Genomic DNA, 18,151 nt, shown 5'->3' with positions numbered 1-18,151 from the left:
ATGGAATACCTTCAGCATACTCCTGTAGCCTCAATAATCTTTGTTTTTACAATTATAACCAGTATATACGCTTTTAATGACCATGGGTTATTTGGCAAATTCATGCTGCACCCTTACAGTGTAACTCGAAAACATAAAATTTATACCCTTTTAACGAGTGGGTTGATCCATGCAGACTGGATGCACTTGATTTTTAACATGATGACCTTCTTCTTCTTTGCTTTTCAATTGGAAGCGATGATAGGTTCATGGCAGTTTGCTATAGTTTATTTTTTTGGTTTAATTTTAAGTGACATACCATCTGTTATAAAACACAAGAACGATATGTGGTACAATAGCCTGGGTGCATCAGGGGCAATAAGTGCTGTATTATTTAGCTACATCTTATTTCAGCCCTTCTCTTCAATGATTATATTTCCATTGCCTATTCCGATCTGGGCAATCATATTTGGCCCATTATACCTGGCATATTGTGTATATGCATCTAAACATTCCAGAGACAGTATAAACCATGATGCTCACTTTTTTGGTGCGCTTACAGGTTTAATTGTTACTGTACTTATTGTTCCGGGAGTAATTCCTCACTTCTTAAGTCAGCTGCTTACAAAAATAGGCTAAGTAGTAGCGGGTAAGCTAGATGGATTAAAATAACTGATTGGATTTGTAGGATCTTTAATGATCTCAAAAAGAGTATGATCCCATGGTTTCCAAAAATCCTGTAAAACCTGGGCATAAGTTTTATGTTGCCAATGATCAAATAGAGCCTTATTTAGAGTGCCCCTTAATGGCATTGCATCGATATAAATAGATCCTTCAACCGGCAATATTGCATATTCAGGCAACCTGTTAAACAAATAGGCCGAATAAAAGAACCTTGCACAAAGTTCTTCAAATTGCTGTGGTGAGAGTGCGGTATTACCTATCTGATCCAGCAGTTCATGATGGTATTTTTTATTTGTGCCATTATCCTGCAAACAGGCTATAATCCCAAAGTCCTTTAATTTCAACGAAAAGGTCATCGTGTTGATTTCGTCTCTAAAACTAAAGGCCGTATCATGTTGTTCTAATGGAACCACAACTATTGACCATGGTGTAAAATCTTCAAATACCACATCAGTATAAATCCCCTGAATCATGGTGTGAAGGTTCCCGAATTTATGCATCAGTCCCTGTGACATATTTACGCCGTCGGCACTTAATTGCTGTTGGCGGACAGCCGCATGCATCTCTACATAAATAAGGCTATACATCATCTTACCTATCCACCTGAACAGATCAACTTCGTCAAGTTTAGAAACACCTTCATATCCCTTTAAAAACGCATCATGAATCTTCTCTTCCAGAGGTTCAATGAAATGAGTTAATACTTCAGTATTGCATGGAACTTTTAAGCTATTGTATGACCGAATACTTTCATCAAGCAGTTTAATTTGCTCCTCTCCACTAAAATTAGCTACTCCTAACAGCCATTCTGGCAAAATACCTATCTCAGTTATAGGCGTAGAGAATGTATCTCCGCTAAGAAAGCAGTTTTTATACTTAAAATCGAAGTTTTTAAACGGTTGATATATCGTGCTATTCATACAAGGCGCAATATTAGGCATATTATTTTTACATTAGCTGCAGCTCCTATTTTTTTAACTTTGATATTACTTAAAGCTTTTTTAGCTCATGCAGGTAAACTCCAAACCCTATCAACTGGAATTAAAACATCCATTTTCTATTGCAAAATTCTCAAGAACTAGTACTCCTATTATGCTCATCAGTCTTAATTACGAAGGAATTATTGGTTACGGAGAGGCATCAATGGTTCCTTATATGGGCGAAAGTATGGAAAGCGCCAGTGCCTTTCTAAACAAGGTAGAGTGGAAAAGATTTGCCTATCCTTTTGATTTTGCTGGAATCATAAAATATCTGGATGAAATTGAACATGGCCACCCCGCCATAAAAGCAGCGATAGATATTGCTTTTAACGACATAAATGGCAAGATTTTAAACAAACCTTGTTATGAAATTTACAACGCTGACCCGAAAAAAATGCCTGTAACTTCTTATACCATCGGTATTGACACCCCAGAAGTTATAAGAGAAAAAGTAGCGGATGCCGAAAGCTTTAAAGTACTAAAAGTAAAACTAGGCCGCGAGAACGATAAAGAGCTGATCAATACAATTAGAAGCGTAAGCAACTTGCCTTTGTATATAGATGCCAATCAAGGCTGGGCAAATAAAGCTGAAGCTATTGACATGATTTACTGGCTGCACGACAAGGGAGCGTTACTAATAGAGCAGCCAATGGACAAGGCAAACCTTGATGGGAATGCCTGGCTAACAGGCAGAAGTCCAATACCTATACTTGCTGACGAGGCAGTGCAGCGCTTAACAGATCTGGATGGCCTAAAAGGTGCTTATCACGGCATTAATGTAAAACTGATGAAAAGTGCAGGCATGTATGAAGCTCACCAAATGATCCTAAAAGCGCGTTCGTTTGGAATGAAGGTTTTGATGGGTTGTATGAGCGAAACTTCATGTGCTACTCAGGCAGGGATTGCTCTTGCACCGCTGTGTGATTGGGTTGATTTAGATGGGCCATGGCTAACCAAAAACAATCCTTTTAAAGCTCCGGAAATGGCCGATGGCAAGTACTTATTAAAATACCTCCCTGGTCTGGGCCTGGAAGGTATTCCTAAAGATCTTTTTACTTCTTTTTAAGGTTACTTCGCATCTCTTTCATAAGCTGTAGCTTTTGATACAGAAAAAATCCTGCAGTAGCCACAAATAATGCCACAACTAGATATTTCTGATTATTAAAAGCCCAGAATACGCCGTAACCTGATAGGATAATCCCCAGGTTATAAAAAACGTTTAAAGCTATTTTCTTCCACATATCCTAGTAAACAGGCATATCAGGATCAAACGCTTCTTGCCATGCCAGGATACCACCTTTAAGGTTATACAAATTGGTTAAACCAAGTTGTTGTTCCAACTGCATTACAGCCGCAGCACTTCTTTTGCCACTTCTGCATTGCATAATTACCGGTTTATCGGTAGCAACTTTATCTGCTTCAATTAAAATACCGCCTAAAGGGATATTTAACCCATTAAGGTTCGACGTTTCGTATTCAAAGGGCTCTCTCACATCAATCAATTGAAAATCTTCGTTATTATCAATCTTTGCTTTAAGTTCCTCAACTGTTATTTCCTTAATCATATTATTTTGATTTTTTCAAACTTAGATAAAGTTACGCAAGTATCTATAATTGGAGAAAGAAACATTACAAAAAAGTGAATAACTGTAACAACTAAGTATGTCAGGCGTTTAATAGTAAGTCTTTGCTAATTTTGGTTTAAATGTCATGAATTCAATTTCACGTTTCTTTTGGTTTTGTTCAGGAGTACATATCCCTACCCTAGAAAAACATCCTACTGAGCACAATAAATATCTTGGCATTGGAGCCACCATTTTCTTTACCGGATTGTTTGCTGCGCTTTCTGGTGGTTATGCCATGTATTTTGTTTTTAAAGGGGATTCAACAGCACTCCCATTTGCCTTCCTTTTCGGCTTAATATGGGGTCTCGCCATTTTTAATATGGATCGTTATATCGTTTCCAGCATCAATAAAAGTGCTTCTACCGGTAAGCAGTTGCTGCAGGCAACTCCGCGTATTTTACTGGCCATCATGATAGGGATTGTAATCTCACGTCCGCTGGAATTAAAAATATTCGACAAAGAGATCAAAGAAAAATTAAAGGTTACTTATTTAAACAATCAACGCGCTAAAATTGACACGTTAAATGTCGCATTTAACAATAAATATAAAATTGAACTTGCTAAGCTTAAAGAAACAAAGGCCCAACGCGACTCTTTGGAAAGCGGAATAAAGACAGATAGGCAAAAGCTAAACTTTGAAATTTTCGGGAACAAAACCACAGAAACATCCGGTATCATGGGTTATGGGCCTTACGCCAAAAGAAAAGAAGGAGAATTGAAGCAACGGGAACAAGATCTCGACACACTATCAGCCGGAGTACGAAAACTTGAAGATTTTGTAGATGGCAGGAAGCAATTTGATGGCCTGATGAGTGAGAAATTATACACCAGTAAACAGCTTGACAGCCTAACAAGTATAGCTGGCTTTGCTGACAGGAATTCTGCACTGGGACAGTTAAGTATTAACTCTAATGGTAAAAAAGATGTAAATACTGCACTGGCTATAACATTTATTGGCTTGTTATTTATTTTCTTTGAATGCTTACCTGTTTTTGTTAAATTGATGAGCAGCAGAGGCCCATACGACAGATCTGTAGAAAACATAGAAACTGCACAGATGTATGAATCTGATAAAGACAAAGATTATGAAATAACTGTAATTGATGGTGTTCACGACACGCGTGTTTCAACAGAGATAAACAGAAGAAAAAATGCATTGAATTCTAACTAACATATATGAGAAAAGTTCTTTACTTCTTTTTTGCACTTCTTGTTGCCCAACAGACAAAGGCACAAGACATTAACAAAATAATCACAAAAGATTATGTCGATCGGCTAATCAAAACCCTTAGCAGCGACGATATGCAGGGTAGAGGAACGTTTACTCCTGGCATAGACAAGGCTGCAACCTTTATAGAATCTGAATTTAAAAGCATTGGACTAAAGCCCCTTACAGGAGAGACCGGATACCGCCAGTCATTTTTTAAATATCAATTGAAGCCTGAAACCCCTTCAGTTACAATTGATGGGTCTGCCATTGAGCCAGCAAACGTTCTTGTATATGGCAACACCTCTGAAAACCTAACTTTTGACAATACAAATAGTGACGGGTGGATTAAGCTTGACCCATCAAAGGCTTTTATAGATCAGTTCAGACAAATCAGCAGAAGCGGAAAGAAACAATTGATATTAGTTGATGCAAAATTTGCAGATGCCTTTAACAGAATCAAAGGGTATCTTGATAAAGGTAGTATAATGGACGAAAAAGATATAAATACCAAGTCAGCTGCGCTTGTTTTTGTGCTTGATAAAGACACCGTTAAAAGCAACTTTAAGGTTATCCTGAAAAACTCTTTCGCAAAAATGCCATTATTTAATGTGGCAGGAATGATCCCCGGAAAATCAAAAGCTAAGGAATTGGTAATCTTTTCTGGGCATTATGATCATCTGGGTATTATTAAAGCTGATGGACAAGACAGCATTGCAAACGGGGCAGACGATGATGCATCGGGCACAACTGCAATGATCGCTTTAGCCAAATATTATAAAAAATTAAACAACAATGAACGCACCTTAATATTTGTTGCTTTTACCGCAGAAGAAATTGGAGGTTTCGGGGCCAGGCATTTCTCGGAAAAACTAAATCCGGATGATGTTGTAGCAATGTTTAATATAGAGATGATTGGCAAGGACAGTAAGTTTGGTAAAAATACGGCCTTTATAACAGGCTTTGATAAATCAGATTTTGGCCAGATCTTACAGAAAAACTTAAAAGGAACAGAGTTTACTTTCCATCCTGATCCTTATCCACAGCAAAACCTTTTCTATAGAAGTGACAATGCAACATTAGCAGCCCTTGGCGTACCTGCGCATACTATCAGTACAGATCAGATCGATACTGATAAGTTTTATCATACCGTAAAAGATGAGTACAACACTCTTGATTCAGACAATATATTGTCTACTATTAAGGGTATTGCCAAGAGTGCAATAAGTATTATAAAAGGTATTGATACACCAACAAGAATTCCAAAACTAGAAAATAATTAGATGGTTTTCTCCATCACAAAGTCATCCATAACGAAACCGTTGCCAATATCAAGGACAACGGTTTCTTTTATTATAAACCCTGCCTTTTCATAAAAATCCTTTGCCTTATTGTTCTTGTTAACATTTAACTGAAGAGATTTAGCTCCTGCTTTTTTAACCAGGTTAAAAACTTCATTTATTAACAGCTTGCCTACGCCCTTTCCATGTGTTTGCGGCAAAACATACAGTTTATGTAATTTATAGGCATGAGTTTCGGGCTGTATAATTGAAAAACCTGCAAAACCAAGATCTTCATTATCTTCTTCAGCAATCAAAAAAGTATGTCCCTTTTCCAATTGCGAAAGCAACTCTCCACGGTTATACATTTTCTCTAACATATAATCAATCTGCTCTGCTGATAGGTATTCAGCATAAGTAATTCGCCATGTTCTATCAGCAAGATCCTGAATGGTAGCAATATCCTCTTCCTTTGCTTTTCTTAAAATTATCATATACAAGCGTGTTAACTAATTACAACACCTCACCAATAAAAAGATATGGCACATTGAATATGAACTCAACAAACCCATCGTTTATTACCTCGAAAGAATTATCTTCGGTTTGCTTTAAATTGCTCGTTTCAAAATAAGAGACTACCTCAATATTAAAAATAGTGCCTTTAGGCTTCCATACCTTAAAGCCTGATTTAATAGCATACGACTTTTCAGTTTCTGTAAATACAACAATATTTATTTCCTCAATATAACTACCCAACTCTCTGAGTTCGCTTTTCGAATTAATAACATTTACGGCTGAATATTTTTCCGAAATCAAGTAATCTAAAACAGCATCCAACTCTGCTGACTTTGCATGGATTACCCTGGTATTCTCCTGAAAATCCTGATCATTTGAACTGACTACAACATCCACCTTTAAGCCAAGGCTGATAGCCTTTTCATAAACCGCAGCGCTAACTATTAAAGTTGGACTCCATTCAAGCAGCTGACCTAAATATTCTTCATTAAAAGACCCTAAATGATGAATATATAGTGCCGGCTCTTGTTTCTCCCTAATGATATGATGTGATGACATACAGCAAATATCCTAATATTTTTTTTATTTAAGTTTCAGATCAAAGACATGCTTTTCATCCAGAAAATACACCGCCCAAACCATTCATCAAAAGATGGGGCAGTTAAAAACCCATGCTCTCCTTTGGCATAAATATGCAATTCTCCAGAAACCTTATTTTGCTTAAGGGCCCTATAAAACTCCACACTATTAGACACTGGCACAACCTGATCAGCATCTGAATGAATTAAAATAGTTGGAGGGGTTTCTGGAGTTACCTGTAACTCGTTAGAAAAAAGTTTTATCTTTTCTTCTGTTGGAGAAGGTCCAAGAAGATTATTTCTGGAACTAATATGGCCAATCTCGTTGGTAAAAGATATTACCGGGTTTATAAGCATCATAAAATCTGGCCTAAGACTAGTTCCTTGTAAATTTTCTATAACAGGCCTATTAAAATGTGTTCCAGCGGTTGCTGCAAGATGCCCCCCTGCCGAAAAACCCAGAATACCTATTTTTTTCGGATCAACACCCCATTCTTTAGCCCGCTGTCGAACTATCTTAATAGCCTGTTGCGCATCTTGCAAGGGGCCAATCGATTTATCAACCATAGTTTGGTCGCTAGGCAGCCTATACTTTAATACAAATGCAGTTACCCCCATTTTAGCAAACGCTTTGGCAGCATCACTGCCCTCTCTTTTTGTAAGCAACACATGGTAACCCCCACCCGGACAAATGATAACTGCTGTTCCATTTGCTAAACTCTTTGGTGGCAAATAAACGGAAATAGTGGGCACAGACACGTTAGAGGTAAGGCTATCTACATCTGGGTTAGCTACACGTTCTTCTTTGTTGGTTACAGACCTTGAGTTGGGTACATTATCCTGATATAATGATATCACCTGCTGTGCCCTACAGTGTGGAACCAAAAATAACAGTGATAAAAGCACAATATACTTTACCATAAGATCAGCTATTCAAAATTGATCCAGTCTACACTTATCAAATCGCGATTTGGAGGAGTACTCTTAATGAATACAAAATACAGATCATGCTTACCTCCAGGATTTTTTATAGAAGCGCTTAACTCAGTATACTTCTCCCAATTACCCGTTGAACTAAAATTAACTGTACTAATTACCTCACCTTTTGGCGAATCAATGTGCACCTCTATGGTTCCGCTGTGATTTGCGGAAGCATAATAATAAGTGAGTTTATTAATATTTTTAAGATCAATATTTTTAAATGCGATGTACGATTTGTTGTGAATACTGCCAACATAACTGTCGCCTTTATCAACGTTATTAAAAACATCTGCATCCTCTGCCTGTACTTTAGCCGGGCGCAGTACAATCGTTTCCTTTTTTGTTAATGGAGTTATTGCCCCGCCCTTATCTGTATACGAAGCAGAGAAAATATACCTGCCCTGATCCTTATTACCCAAATGCTGTTTTAACATTATAGTCCCTTGCTGTGGCAATGCGGCACTCTCTTTTTTAGCATTTAAACTTAAAATATATTTAACAATCTCAGTTGCATCATCATTAGAAATCTGTGGATGCGCACTCATCGCGTGCTCTCCCCAAACACCTCCGCCACCTACAATAATCTTCTTAGCTAAACGCCCTACTGCATCCTTGTTACCAGAATATCGCTTTGCAACCTGCATAAATGAAGGCCCTACTGATTTGCCATTTATCTGATGGCAAGCTTTACAATCACTTTTAGCAACTAATGATTTACCAAAATTATAGCTTGGTGAAATCTCCTGATGGCCAACCAAAGCCTGAGTACTCTCAACCTTGGCAATAAAATCAAGGTTTACCTTTACTTTTTTTGCATCTATAACTTTATCCTCATTGTCTTTCACATCAACCTTGTAATTAAAAGCACTTGCTTTAGGGAAGAAGAAAGAAGTATTACTTGTGGTATTTATTGCTACCTGAGGCATGGTGTTACCCACCTTAATCACAACTGTATCAAGGCTGCTTTTCCCAGCAGCATCAGTTACTTTTAAAATGGCATTATATATCCCATTCTTTTGAAAAGTATAGATAACATTTTGATAAGTTGATGCCACCTTATTTCCTTCAAAGCTCCATTCGTACGATAACTTATCATCATCGTCATTATCATAGCTTTTTGAGGTAAAAGCAACTTTATATGGCGCAACTCCTATTGTATCTTTTGTTTCAATTTTAGCAACAGGAGCACGGTTTCCGCCATTATAATCGATACGAACCAAGCGGGCATCAACATTATCTATACCATATACCGATCCATACTCTAACATATAAAACGAACCTTCCGGTCCTACCTCTATGTCAATAGGGCGCCTAAAATCGCCATTAGTTTCCATAAAAGGCTCCATGCGTACATAATTTTGATTCTCATCCAGTCGAACCGCAAACACCCAATTCCTCATCCAATCATACATAAAAAGTGCCTTATCATAATATGCCGGAAACTTAGTGTCTGATTTAAGTGCAGCATTATAATGATATACAGGCCCTCCCATAGCACATCTTCCTCCCTGACCCAAAGCAGGAAACTCTTTTGACATGTTATAAGGATACCAAACCATAGCTTTCTGTGCCGGAGGCAATATTTGCGTTCCTGTATTGTTCGGAGAGTTATTTGCAGGTCCATTTACATCAAAGAAATCTCCAACCTTTTTGGTTGCAAAATCATACTCTTTATAAGCTTTATTATCTCCAACAAAATATGGCCAGCCAAAATTACCGGCTTTTTTTGCCTGATTAAATTCATCATACCCACGTGGACCTTGTAAACCATCTGAACCAGAATCCGGTCCAACCTCTCCCCAGTATACAATAGAGGTTTCCGGATCTACCGACATCCTATATGGGTTACGACAGCCCATTACATAAATTTCAGGCCGTGTTTTTGGAGTCCCTTTAGCAAACAAATTGCCCTCAGGAATAGTATAGCTTCCATCGGCTTCAGGATGGATACGTAAAATTTTACCGCGAAGATCATTTGTATTACCAGCCGATCTTTCTGCATCAAAAGTTAAGCGGTTATCTCTTTTATCTATTGGAGCAAAGCCATCAGATTCAAAAGGAACAGTATTATCACCAGTTGATATGTACAGATTCTTGTATTTATCCCAGGCTAAAGAACCACCTGTATGCGCACTTACTTCAAGATCAATTGGAATTTCAATCAGAATCTGCTCAGATTTAAGATCAAGCTCATTTTCCTGGCTAATTTTAAAGCGCGAAATATGTTGTTTGTATTTATCCCCTGTGGAAGCAGTGTAAAAGAAATACAAATAGTTGTTTGTTGCAAAATCAGGATCAATAGTCATCCCCAACAAACCATTAAGGTATTTATCTACAGCCTTCACAGGGAATTTGTAAACCAATGATGTTTTACCATCTAAGGGATTGTAAACATAAAAATTACCGGCACGCTCAATAAAAAACACCCTGCCGTCAGGAGCTACAGATAATTCCATAGGCTCATTTAAATCATTAGATAGAACTGTTTTAGTAAAACGGTTATCCTCTGGTTTTTTAACAGCATATGCTTTTGAATAATCCAGCGTTACATTATTACCAATTGCATATTTAATGCCACCTAGCAAGTGCGTTAAAAATAAAGGCTCACTAAAACTTTCATCGGTATGCCCACCACCAGTATAAAAAGCTCTGCCACCATCATATTCATGATACCAGGCAATAGGATGATGCTCTCCGTTTTCACCACCTTCATAAGTATCCTCATCCAGCTTGGCTACAACTTTTATATCGCCTTGTATGCTCTTGTAATTATACCACTCGTCCGTACGCTCCCATCTTTTAGGAAGACCTTTTGTAGATATATGAGTTGTATCAATAACATCGATGGTTGCCTTACGCACATTAGGATTACCCGGATGGCTTTTAAAGTATGCTCCAACAAGTTTATTATACCATGGCCAATCGTATTCGGTATCTGCCGCAGCATGAACACCGGCATAACCGCCACCAGATTGAATATATCGCTCAAAAGCTACCTGTTCATCTGCATTTAAAACATTCATTGTAGTGCTTAAAAAGATTACAGCACTATAATTTTTTAAACTATCCTGAACAAAATATGCTGAGTTCTTTGTGGTGTCTACAATAAAGTTATTCTCTTTTCCCAGCTTTTGTATTGCAGCAATACCTGCAGGTATAGAGGTGTGATAAAAGCCCTTGGTTTTAGAAAACACCAGAACACGGGCAGGTTTTGCAGGTATAGCAACAGTAGAAACTGTAGTAGCAGTGGTTTTAGACCCTACAGTTTTACAGGCGTAAAATATAACAGACAAACAAACTGTTGAAAACACAGCAAGACAGGTATTAAAGTATTTAGTTTTAAGCATAAAAATATTTGTAAAGTAAACTTAGCAATTATTATGAAAAGGAGAAACATACGCATTAAATATACTGACAGATAAATAATTACATGAAAATTTAACACACTAATTCTGATATATTCATTACATTAGGAAACATTTAAATATAATCCTATGCTAAAAAAAACTCTTGTAGCAGGCATGGCATTTTTAATGCTCTCTTGTGGTAATCAAAAAAAAGAAGAAGGTGATTCAGGTTCCGGCAGTGTCATCGACAAAGTTAGTAACCTGAATAAAATGGCCAATTCCGCCGATAAAATGGAAGAATTGTCTGCAAAGCTAAAAAAGCTTACTCCATTAACCAATGATGAATTAAAAGCCGCTGTTCCAGAAACACTGGACGGATTGAAAAGAAAAAGTTTTAGTGCCGGAGGTTATGCTGTAGCGGGCATGAGTACTATTGAAGCCGAATATGGTGATGATGCAAAATATGTAAAAGTTGGCATCATTGATGGTGCAGGGGAATCAGGAAGCGCTATTATTTCTTTAATGGCCATGACATTAAGCATGGACAGAGAATCAGAATCTAACGGAACTGTCTCTAAAAACGTAGATGTTAATGGCATTCGTTCCATAACAGAAGAAACGAAATCCGAAAACTCAATTAGCTCATCTATAAAATTCCTATACAAAGACAGATATTCAGTAAATCTTGACGGCACTCAATATACCCTGCAAGAATTAGAAACATTCCTTAAAAGCCTAAAGCTTGATCAACTAAAATGAAAAAACTATTTGCTTTCCTTATTACTCTTGTCTTTCCGTATTTACTATTAGCACAACAACCATCTTGCAACTGCCTGGAAAACTTAAATGAAGCAATTACTAAAACAGAAGCCAATTATGCCGGGTTTCCAACTAAGGTAACAACTACAACCAAAGCGGCTTACGAAACTTTGATAAACAATCTTCGCACAAAGGCAGACAAAGAAAACAATGAGAAAAACTGTTTCAACATCGTAAAGGACTACATAAGATTTTTTAAGGACAAGCATTTTTCATTAACCTATCTGAATAAAGATGACAGTGATAACGAGATCGTAAACCTGGATGAATCTTATTTTAAGACCCAGAAACCTTCTAAAGATATTGAAGGCATATGGACAAATCCGGACAGCTCAATTACCCTGGGAATTAAAAAATTCCCAGGAAATGAATACAAGGCTATTATTCTTAAAGCCAAAGACGAAAAGCTACAAAAAGGATTAGTCTACTTTAGTTTAAAACCTCACAAAAAAGGCTATTTACTTAAACAGTACAATGTTTTTAATAGCATAGATTTTTATGCCAAACAAAGAGGGGACCTTCTGCAATTATGGAATTTTGCCCTTTTTGGAAGGACTTTTCCAAGAGAAATGACCGCAGAAGAAAAAAGGGAGCTAAATACCTGGAAAAATAATAACAACGGACTGGACTTTAAACAGCTGGATAAAGAAACCAGCTACATCAAAATTCCAACCTTTTTTAACAACGATAACAAGATTGAAAAACTAGTTGCAACAAACGACAAGGCTATTAGAAATAGTAAATACCTCATCATAGATCTTCGTGGAAATGGAGGAGGCAATTCTGGCTGGAGTTTTCTTTTACCCTATGTAATAACCAACCCAATTAAACAAGACAATCCATTACTGCGCATTTCAAAAGATAATGTTCAGCTCAAAAGATCAGAGCTTGAAGCCTTTGTCAAAAACCCTATGCCAGAAGATGCAAAAAAATACTTTCCTGATGAATATGTAGCACGGCTTAAAAAAATTTACGACGAGCTCCCAACGACCAAAGATACCTTCTATGAAATTCCAGGTTTAACTATTCCTGTAGACTCCGTTTTAAGTAGCCCTGCCAAGGTAGCCTTAATTACCGATGACCTTTGTGGAAGCTCAACAGAATACTTTTTTCAATTAATGAAACAAAGCAAAAAAACTACACGTTATGGTGCAAATAGTGTGGGAATGATGGATTATGAAGGCCCTACCTCAACAACACCACTTCCATGCAAGGGCCTTATTCTGATGATGCCTATTTCAAAATCGAGTTGGACTGATAAAAATCCGATCGATGAAAACGGCTTCACTCCTGATGTTAAACTCAACATGCAGGGAAATCAATGGGTTGAATACATCATCAAAGATCTTAAAAGGTTATAAATTGGAGGTACGAGTACAGCCAACTGAATATACACGGCGATTGAAGAGGGAATATAATTTAGAAAATGTACTTTTAGGCTTTCCTAATACATATTAATCCAAGCGCCTTGAAAAATATCATCTCATTGGTTTTATTAACCATCAGTATAAATTTCTCATTAACTGCCCAAAACAGTACAAAGACTTACAAGTTAACAGACTACGGAATAAAACCCAATACCGGACAAAATATTACTCCACTACTTACCTCAGTCCTCGAAAAGATCAAGGGTAAAACTTCTGCAATGGAGGGGGTTGTTATTCAATTCGAAAAAGGAAGATATGATTTTTATCCCGAAGGAGCGCTGAAGCGAACATATTACATCTCCAATCATGATCAGGACAACCCAAAAACTGTAGGTATAGAAATAGAGCATTTTAACAACGTTACCTTAAAAGGTAAAGGCACTGATTTGATGTTTCATGGACGTATGCTTCCATTGGCGTTAATTGAAAGCAGCAATGTGAAAATACAGGACTTGAATATTGACTTTGAAAGGCCTCAAATTGCCCAGGTAAAGATAATCTCAAATGACACAATTTCCGGTAGTATCGTATTTGAAACTGCACCATGGGTAAAATATAAGATAAAAGACAGTACCTTTTACAACACCGGAGAAGGCTGGGAAATGCAACCAACCTCTGGTATTGCGTTTGAAAATGCTACTAAACACATCATATTTAACAGCGGAGATATCAGGGTTGGGACAAAAGGTGTTAGCGAACTTTCAGCTGGAAAAATCATAGCACATCATTGGAAAAATAAAAAGCTGATTCCCGGAACTGTGATTGCTATGAGAAGCTGGCATAGACCTGCTCCAGGTATTTTTGTGCACAAAGGCAAGAATATCCGCTTCGAAAATGTAAAGGTACATTACGCAGAAGGAATGGGACTGCTGGCACAGCTAACAGAAAACATCTACATGGATGGCTTTGGTGTTTGTTTGCGAGGCAAAAACGATCCACGATATTTTACTACCCAAGCCGACGCGACACATTTCTCTGGCTGTAAAGGAGAAATTGTGTCGAAAAATGGATTGTATGAAGGGATGATGGATGATGCAATCAATATCCATGGAACTTATCTTAAAATGATAAAAAAACTAGATGATCGTACCGTGATCGGTAAATATATGCACGAGCAATCTTATGGTTTCGATTGGGGAAACATTCAGGACACGGTGCAATTTATAAAATCGAAAACAATGGATCTTTGGGATGCAAAAAATACCATTGTGTCCATTACGCCTATAAAATCGAACAGCAATGATCCAATTAAGGAATTCAGAATTGAATTTGCAAAAGCACTGAACCCTGAGGTTGATCCTTCAAAAACAGACATTGGAATTGAAAACCTATCATGGACACCATCCGTGATTTTTACGGGCAACACCATCCGCAACAACAGGGCTAGAGGTGCATTGTTCAGTACACCAAAACCAACATTAGTAGCCAATAATTTATTTGATCATACTTCTGGCTGTGCAATATTGCTATGCGGCGATAGCAATGGCTGGTATGAAACTGGATCGTGCCGAGACATTACCATCCGCAACAACAAGTTTATAAATGCCCTGACAAGTATGTACCAATTTACCAGTGCAGTGATTTCTATATATCCAGAAATCCCAGATCTTGCAGGTCAAAAAAATTATTTCCATTCAGGTATCAGGATACTGGACAACCAATTTGAAACATTCGATAAACCCATTCTATATGCAAAATCTGTAGACGGGCTGATATTTAAAAGCAATCAGATTAAAACAAACAAGGAATATCCGGCATTCCATAGTAACACTAAACGTATCCTTCTTGAACGCGTAACTGGCACAGATATTAGTAACAATCAGATAGATGGGAAGGCCTTTCAACCAATGTAATTTATTGTTTCTTCCCAAAGCTCCCTTTTAAAATCGACTCCATTATTTTTAGTGTTTCGGCAGATTTAGCATCTCGTTGCTTTTGCTTTTCTATCGCATCAAGACGATCCTGCTCTTTTCGCCTGGCCACTTCTTCATCCTGGCGTTGTTTTTCGGCAAGGATCTGTGCCGTTTGCAGCTCACTAGCCACTTTATCTCTAAACCAAATCTGATCAAAGTTACCTGGATAGCTTACAGTTTTCCCATCCATTTTCATTTCGTAAATATACTTTGATCTAAATTCGCTGCTCAGGTATTGTGCCATCATGTTCTTCATGTAATCCATATCCGATGAGCCTATATAAATCCTTGTACTCTTATTAAAAATAGGATTATTATAGTTAAAATAACATCTCGCATAAGCATTGCTGGATGTTGCGTAGTAAAAGTCAAATTTATCTCCAACTGGATCAGGAATCAATATGTTTTTTACGGTATCTACTTTTATCTGGTTCATGTAAGAACTTGTTATAGATTCTGCTACTTCATCTGAAGTTCCACTCTGATATAATTCTACCAGCTCATTAAAGGTTGGAGCAGATGTATTTTCCAATCTTGTTTTAGTATCCCCAGGTAAAGGATTTATTCTAAAAACTATATCTTTCCCATATGAAGAAACAATTGCAATTACGTTATCATGATTGTAGTAATCATCATCATTTTCGTCAGATTCAGTTTTTTGCCATTGCAAAACTCCCAATGTCTTTTTTAATTTTGAAAATGTAATAGGGTCACTGGAGTCTATGAATATAAATTTTAATTTTCTGGCTATTGAGGTATTAATGGTAAGCGAAACACCATTACTAAATTTATAATCACAGGAATAATTCGAAAGGACTTCATCTAAAGTGATCGGCCGATTTTCATTTTTGTAAAGCAAGTTTATACCTATTTTTTTCATTAGCTCTACAATTGCATAACCGATATCCTCAGCATTGTTGTATACATTCAGGCTTGTAGGATCAAATGGCTTAAAGTTTTTTGGCACATAAGTATAAGGCACTATTCGCTTAATTAGTACAGTATAGCTTTCATTAAGCACTTCTCCTTTATCATTTTTGTTGATGTAACTCGAAGAATTTGCAATTATATCGCCATTCTTATAGGTTGTGTCATTATCAGCCAGCGCTACTTGAGGCCAGCCACCATAAGCCATCATATTTCTTACAGCTTTTACCTGTTTTGTATTTCCCGAATACATCGAAAATGAAACCTCCTGGATGAGGTCGTCTTCATCCGAAGTTATAATTGCCTGAAATTTATTGTCGAAAACCAGCGTTCTTGAAGTAGAAAGTAAATCGCCTCTTTTGCCAGTAATGTCATAATAATAAGAAGATTCCTCGTTAATATCATTAAGCGTTATCTTAAGCTTCTTCAGCTCGTCATTTAGCGTTTGCACTGCATCATCCGGAGATAAACTAAAGAAATCAATTTTGCGTAAAACAGGTTCCTTTGTTACAGTAATTGGTGATTTGGATTTTGCAGTTGCCGTTTTAGGTTTTACAACTGGCCTCTTTACCTGGGCATTTAACTGGCAACCGAAGACAGCTGCACCTAATAAAATGCCAATAAAAATGATCTTTTTCATTTTATTATTCCTAATAGTGTGATGGTTCAAATAGCCTTATCACTCCCTTGCTATTTACTACTATTAATTTAATCATTTTTTATGAAACAAACATTAATTAAGATTTATTTTTATTTCATAATATTTCCGAATGGTTAACCCATAATGGAAAAACTATTTAGCATTCTTTCATTTCAAAATTACCACTCATTTAAACCTATTCGGTCTGATAAGCCAGAAGTTTTCTAATCTGGTAAAAAAACCTCTCAATTAATCTTAAATCTTGTGTTACAATTTCAGCGTTGCCCTTCAGTTCCTTGTCAAAAGGCAGCGTTTTTTGATAAGAGGTCCTTAAACCTTTAGGCAGCAAAACATCTTCATAATAATTTCCTTCTTCATCAGGTGTAAAAGATATGTTTTGAACTCTCCCTTCTACAATACCATATTCCTGAAAACGATAGTTATCCAATTTAATTAAAATTTTTTCGCCTTTGGCAATTTTTCCTGAATTGGAGACACAAGTGGTAGTTTATATGCGATGGATATGAACCTAGATTCGTCAATTTTTTACGCATATTCGTTAAAACGGAATAAAATAAAATACCGACATACCAACCAATACTGTAAAAAATATTTATGGCTATATTTAACAGGCGAACTAATTCTATACGAACTATAATTGAAAGCAAAGTTTTATCTTATTGTCTGTATTTGCATTTTACTAGGTTTTAATACGCTTTTTGGGCAAAAGAATGAAAAGCTTAACAAATACCTTGAGATGTTTAACATACAATACTCAATGCCTAATGGCTATCTTGAGTCCGATTCCTCGCTGGTTATTTATAACAAATCTGGGCATAGAGTTGGGAGCTCAGTTTATAAGTTAATAGCTCAAAAAGATAGCATTGCAATTCTTTTTAGGTTTAATGGCCCCATAGATACGAGTAAAAATCTAACTGGTTTTATTGGAGTGGATGGCAAACAATTCGATCCAAATAAGAACTATAGGCCATCCAAAACAGAGTACACAACCTTTAGCGATTCATATACCACTAAAATTTATAATGCAGATGTCTCTGGAACCTATAATCTTCAAGTATCCGAAAAAAATCATATTTTAAATTCTGGTGAGAAATGTAAAGTAATATTTATTCATAAGGATAATAAAGTAGATATAGAGTTATTTTATTTTTACAACAAAAGCAGCGAACCCCAACTAAACAAGCATTTAAAAAGAACAAGAAAAATGCTCCGGTTTAAAAATTAGTC

The 18,151-nt window shown here is 36.8% G+C and carries 17 protein-coding genes; 8 read left to right on the top strand and 9 right to left on the bottom strand.

Annotated elements, in window-relative coordinates; translation table 11 throughout:
- Complete coding sequence (locus CPT03_RS19185; protein ID WP_099440339.1) at positions 1-618, top strand: rhomboid family intramembrane serine protease; 618 nt, start codon at positions 1-3, stop codon at positions 616-618.
- On the opposite strand, the gene CPT03_RS19180 is transcribed toward CPT03_RS19185, so the two are convergent.
- Entirely contained in the window at positions 615-1,583 is a 969-nt protein-coding gene (locus CPT03_RS19180) for a hypothetical protein (RefSeq protein ID WP_099440338.1), read from the bottom strand. The genes CPT03_RS19185 and CPT03_RS19180 overlap by 4 nt on opposite strands.
- 88 nt (positions 1,584-1,671) lie before the next feature.
- On the opposite strand from CPT03_RS19180, the gene CPT03_RS19175 reads away from it, so the two are divergent.
- Positions 1,672-2,709 (top strand): dipeptide epimerase, encoded by a 1,038-nt coding sequence (locus CPT03_RS19175; RefSeq protein WP_099440337.1) that lies wholly within the window; start codon positions 1,672-1,674, stop codon positions 2,707-2,709.
- On the opposite strand, the gene CPT03_RS23005 is transcribed toward CPT03_RS19175, so the two are convergent.
- Both CPT03_RS23005 and CPT03_RS19165 read right to left on the bottom strand, forming a co-directional pair.
- Positions 2,696-2,884, bottom strand: a complete 189-nt coding sequence (locus tag CPT03_RS23005; RefSeq protein ID WP_099440336.1) for a DUF6358 family protein — start codon at positions 2,882-2,884, stop codon at positions 2,696-2,698. The genes CPT03_RS19175 and CPT03_RS23005 overlap by 14 nt on opposite strands.
- Positions 2,885-2,887: 3 nt before the next feature.
- Entirely contained in the window at positions 2,888-3,205 is a 318-nt protein-coding gene (locus CPT03_RS19165) for a rhodanese-like domain-containing protein (RefSeq protein ID WP_048908338.1), read from the bottom strand.
- Positions 3,206-3,353: 148 nt separating this feature from the next.
- On the opposite strand from CPT03_RS19165, the gene CPT03_RS19160 reads away from it, so the two are divergent.
- On the top strand, positions 3,354-4,439 hold the full coding sequence (locus CPT03_RS19160) for a DUF4407 domain-containing protein (protein ID WP_099440335.1): 1,086 nt from the start codon (positions 3,354-3,356) through the stop codon (positions 4,437-4,439).
- Between the two features lie 5 nt (positions 4,440-4,444).
- Positions 4,445-5,758, top strand: coding sequence for a M20/M25/M40 family metallo-hydrolase (locus CPT03_RS19155; RefSeq protein ID WP_099440334.1), 1,314 nt, complete (start codon positions 4,445-4,447; stop codon positions 5,756-5,758).
- On the opposite strand, the gene CPT03_RS19150 is transcribed toward CPT03_RS19155, so the two are convergent.
- Genes CPT03_RS19150 through CPT03_RS19135 form a run of 4 tightly spaced genes read right to left on the bottom strand, consistent with a single transcriptional unit; the run spans position 5,755 to position 11,177 of the window.
- Positions 5,755-6,249 (bottom strand): GNAT family N-acetyltransferase, encoded by a 495-nt coding sequence (locus tag CPT03_RS19150; protein ID WP_099440333.1) that lies wholly within the window; start codon positions 6,247-6,249, stop codon positions 5,755-5,757. The two genes, CPT03_RS19155 and CPT03_RS19150, sit on opposite strands and share 4 nt — an antisense overlap.
- A 19-nt stretch (positions 6,250-6,268) precedes the next feature.
- Entirely contained in the window at positions 6,269-6,829 is a 561-nt protein-coding gene (locus CPT03_RS19145; protein ID WP_099440332.1) for a thiamine pyrophosphokinase, read from the bottom strand.
- A 35-nt stretch (positions 6,830-6,864) separates the two neighbouring features.
- Complete coding sequence (locus CPT03_RS19140; RefSeq protein WP_099440331.1) at positions 6,865-7,770, bottom strand: alpha/beta hydrolase; 906 nt, start codon at positions 7,768-7,770, stop codon at positions 6,865-6,867.
- An 8-nt stretch (positions 7,771-7,778) separates the two neighbouring features.
- On the bottom strand, positions 7,779-11,177 hold the full coding sequence (locus CPT03_RS19135) for a ThuA domain-containing protein (protein ID WP_099440330.1): 3,399 nt from the start codon (positions 11,175-11,177) through the stop codon (positions 7,779-7,781).
- Positions 11,178-11,324: 147 nt separating this feature from the next.
- Here CPT03_RS19135 and CPT03_RS19130 point away from each other — a divergent pair, with 147 nt between their 5' ends.
- From CPT03_RS19130 to CPT03_RS19120, 3 genes are all read left to right on the top strand, one after another.
- Entirely contained in the window at positions 11,325-11,936 is a 612-nt protein-coding gene (locus tag CPT03_RS19130; RefSeq protein ID WP_099440329.1) for a hypothetical protein, read from the top strand.
- A complete protein-coding gene (locus CPT03_RS19125) occupies positions 11,933-13,357 on the top strand; it encodes a S41 family peptidase (protein WP_099440328.1) in 1,425 nt (474 codons plus the stop codon). The genes CPT03_RS19130 and CPT03_RS19125 overlap by 4 nt, the downstream gene beginning before the upstream one ends.
- Positions 13,358-13,464: 107 nt before the next feature.
- Entirely contained in the window at positions 13,465-15,276 is a 1,812-nt protein-coding gene (locus CPT03_RS19120; protein ID WP_245869895.1) for a hypothetical protein, read from the top strand.
- A 1-nt stretch (position 15,277) separates the two neighbouring features.
- Here CPT03_RS19120 and CPT03_RS19115 read toward each other — a convergent pair whose 3' ends face one another.
- Both CPT03_RS19115 and CPT03_RS19110 read right to left on the bottom strand, forming a co-directional pair.
- The gene (locus CPT03_RS19115; RefSeq protein ID WP_099440327.1) at positions 15,278-16,903 is read right to left on the bottom strand and encodes a hypothetical protein; all 1,626 of its coding nucleotides are present in this window, start codon (positions 16,901-16,903) and stop codon (positions 15,278-15,280) included.
- 196 nt (positions 16,904-17,099) lie between these two features.
- Entirely contained in the window at positions 17,100-17,351 is a 252-nt protein-coding gene (locus CPT03_RS19110) for a hypothetical protein (RefSeq protein WP_245869894.1), read from the bottom strand.
- Positions 17,352-17,660: 309 nt separating this feature from the next.
- Here CPT03_RS19110 and CPT03_RS19105 point away from each other — a divergent pair, with 309 nt between their 5' ends.
- Positions 17,661-18,149 (top strand): hypothetical protein, encoded by a 489-nt coding sequence (locus CPT03_RS19105; RefSeq protein ID WP_157766501.1) that lies wholly within the window; start codon positions 17,661-17,663, stop codon positions 18,147-18,149.
- Positions 18,150-18,151: the final 2 nt, after the last annotated feature.

Origin of the sequence: Pedobacter ginsengisoli (assembly GCF_002736205.1) — a bacterium.
Lineage (GTDB): Bacteria > Bacteroidota > Bacteroidia > Sphingobacteriales > Sphingobacteriaceae > Pedobacter > Pedobacter ginsengisoli_A.
The sequence above is the reverse complement of the archived record's forward strand: the minus strand, read 5'-3'. Positions and strand labels throughout refer to the sequence as shown.

Coding starts and splice junctions, on each gene's coding strand:
- CPT03_RS19185 (WP_099440339.1), top strand. CDS start 1: ATGGAATACCTTCAGCATACTCCTGTAGCCTCAATAATCTTTGTTTTT.
- CPT03_RS19180 (WP_099440338.1), bottom strand. CDS start 1,583: ATGAATAGCACGATATATCAACCGTTTAAAAACTTCGATTTTAAGTAT.
- CPT03_RS19175 (WP_099440337.1), top strand. CDS start 1,672: ATGCAGGTAAACTCCAAACCCTATCAACTGGAATTAAAACATCCATTT.
- CPT03_RS23005 (WP_099440336.1), bottom strand. CDS start 2,884: ATGTGGAAGAAAATAGCTTTAAACGTTTTTTATAACCTGGGGATTATC.
- CPT03_RS19160 (WP_099440335.1), top strand. CDS start 3,354: ATGAATTCAATTTCACGTTTCTTTTGGTTTTGTTCAGGAGTACATATC.
- CPT03_RS19155 (WP_099440334.1), top strand. CDS start 4,445: ATGAGAAAAGTTCTTTACTTCTTTTTTGCACTTCTTGTTGCCCAACAG.
- CPT03_RS19150 (WP_099440333.1), bottom strand. CDS start 6,249: ATGATAATTTTAAGAAAAGCAAAGGAAGAGGATATTGCTACCATTCAG.
- CPT03_RS19145 (WP_099440332.1), bottom strand. CDS start 6,829: ATGTCATCACATCATATCATTAGGGAGAAACAAGAGCCGGCACTATAT.
- CPT03_RS19140 (WP_099440331.1), bottom strand. CDS start 7,770: ATGGTAAAGTATATTGTGCTTTTATCACTGTTATTTTTGGTTCCACAC.
- CPT03_RS19135 (WP_099440330.1), bottom strand. CDS start 11,177: ATGCTTAAAACTAAATACTTTAATACCTGTCTTGCTGTGTTTTCAACA.
- CPT03_RS19130 (WP_099440329.1), top strand. CDS start 11,325: ATGCTAAAAAAAACTCTTGTAGCAGGCATGGCATTTTTAATGCTCTCT.
- CPT03_RS19125 (WP_099440328.1), top strand. CDS start 11,933: ATGAAAAAACTATTTGCTTTCCTTATTACTCTTGTCTTTCCGTATTTA.
- CPT03_RS19115 (WP_099440327.1), bottom strand. CDS start 16,903: ATGAAAAAGATCATTTTTATTGGCATTTTATTAGGTGCAGCTGTCTTC.
- CPT03_RS19105 (WP_157766501.1), top strand. CDS start 17,661: ATGTTTAACATACAATACTCAATGCCTAATGGCTATCTTGAGTCCGAT.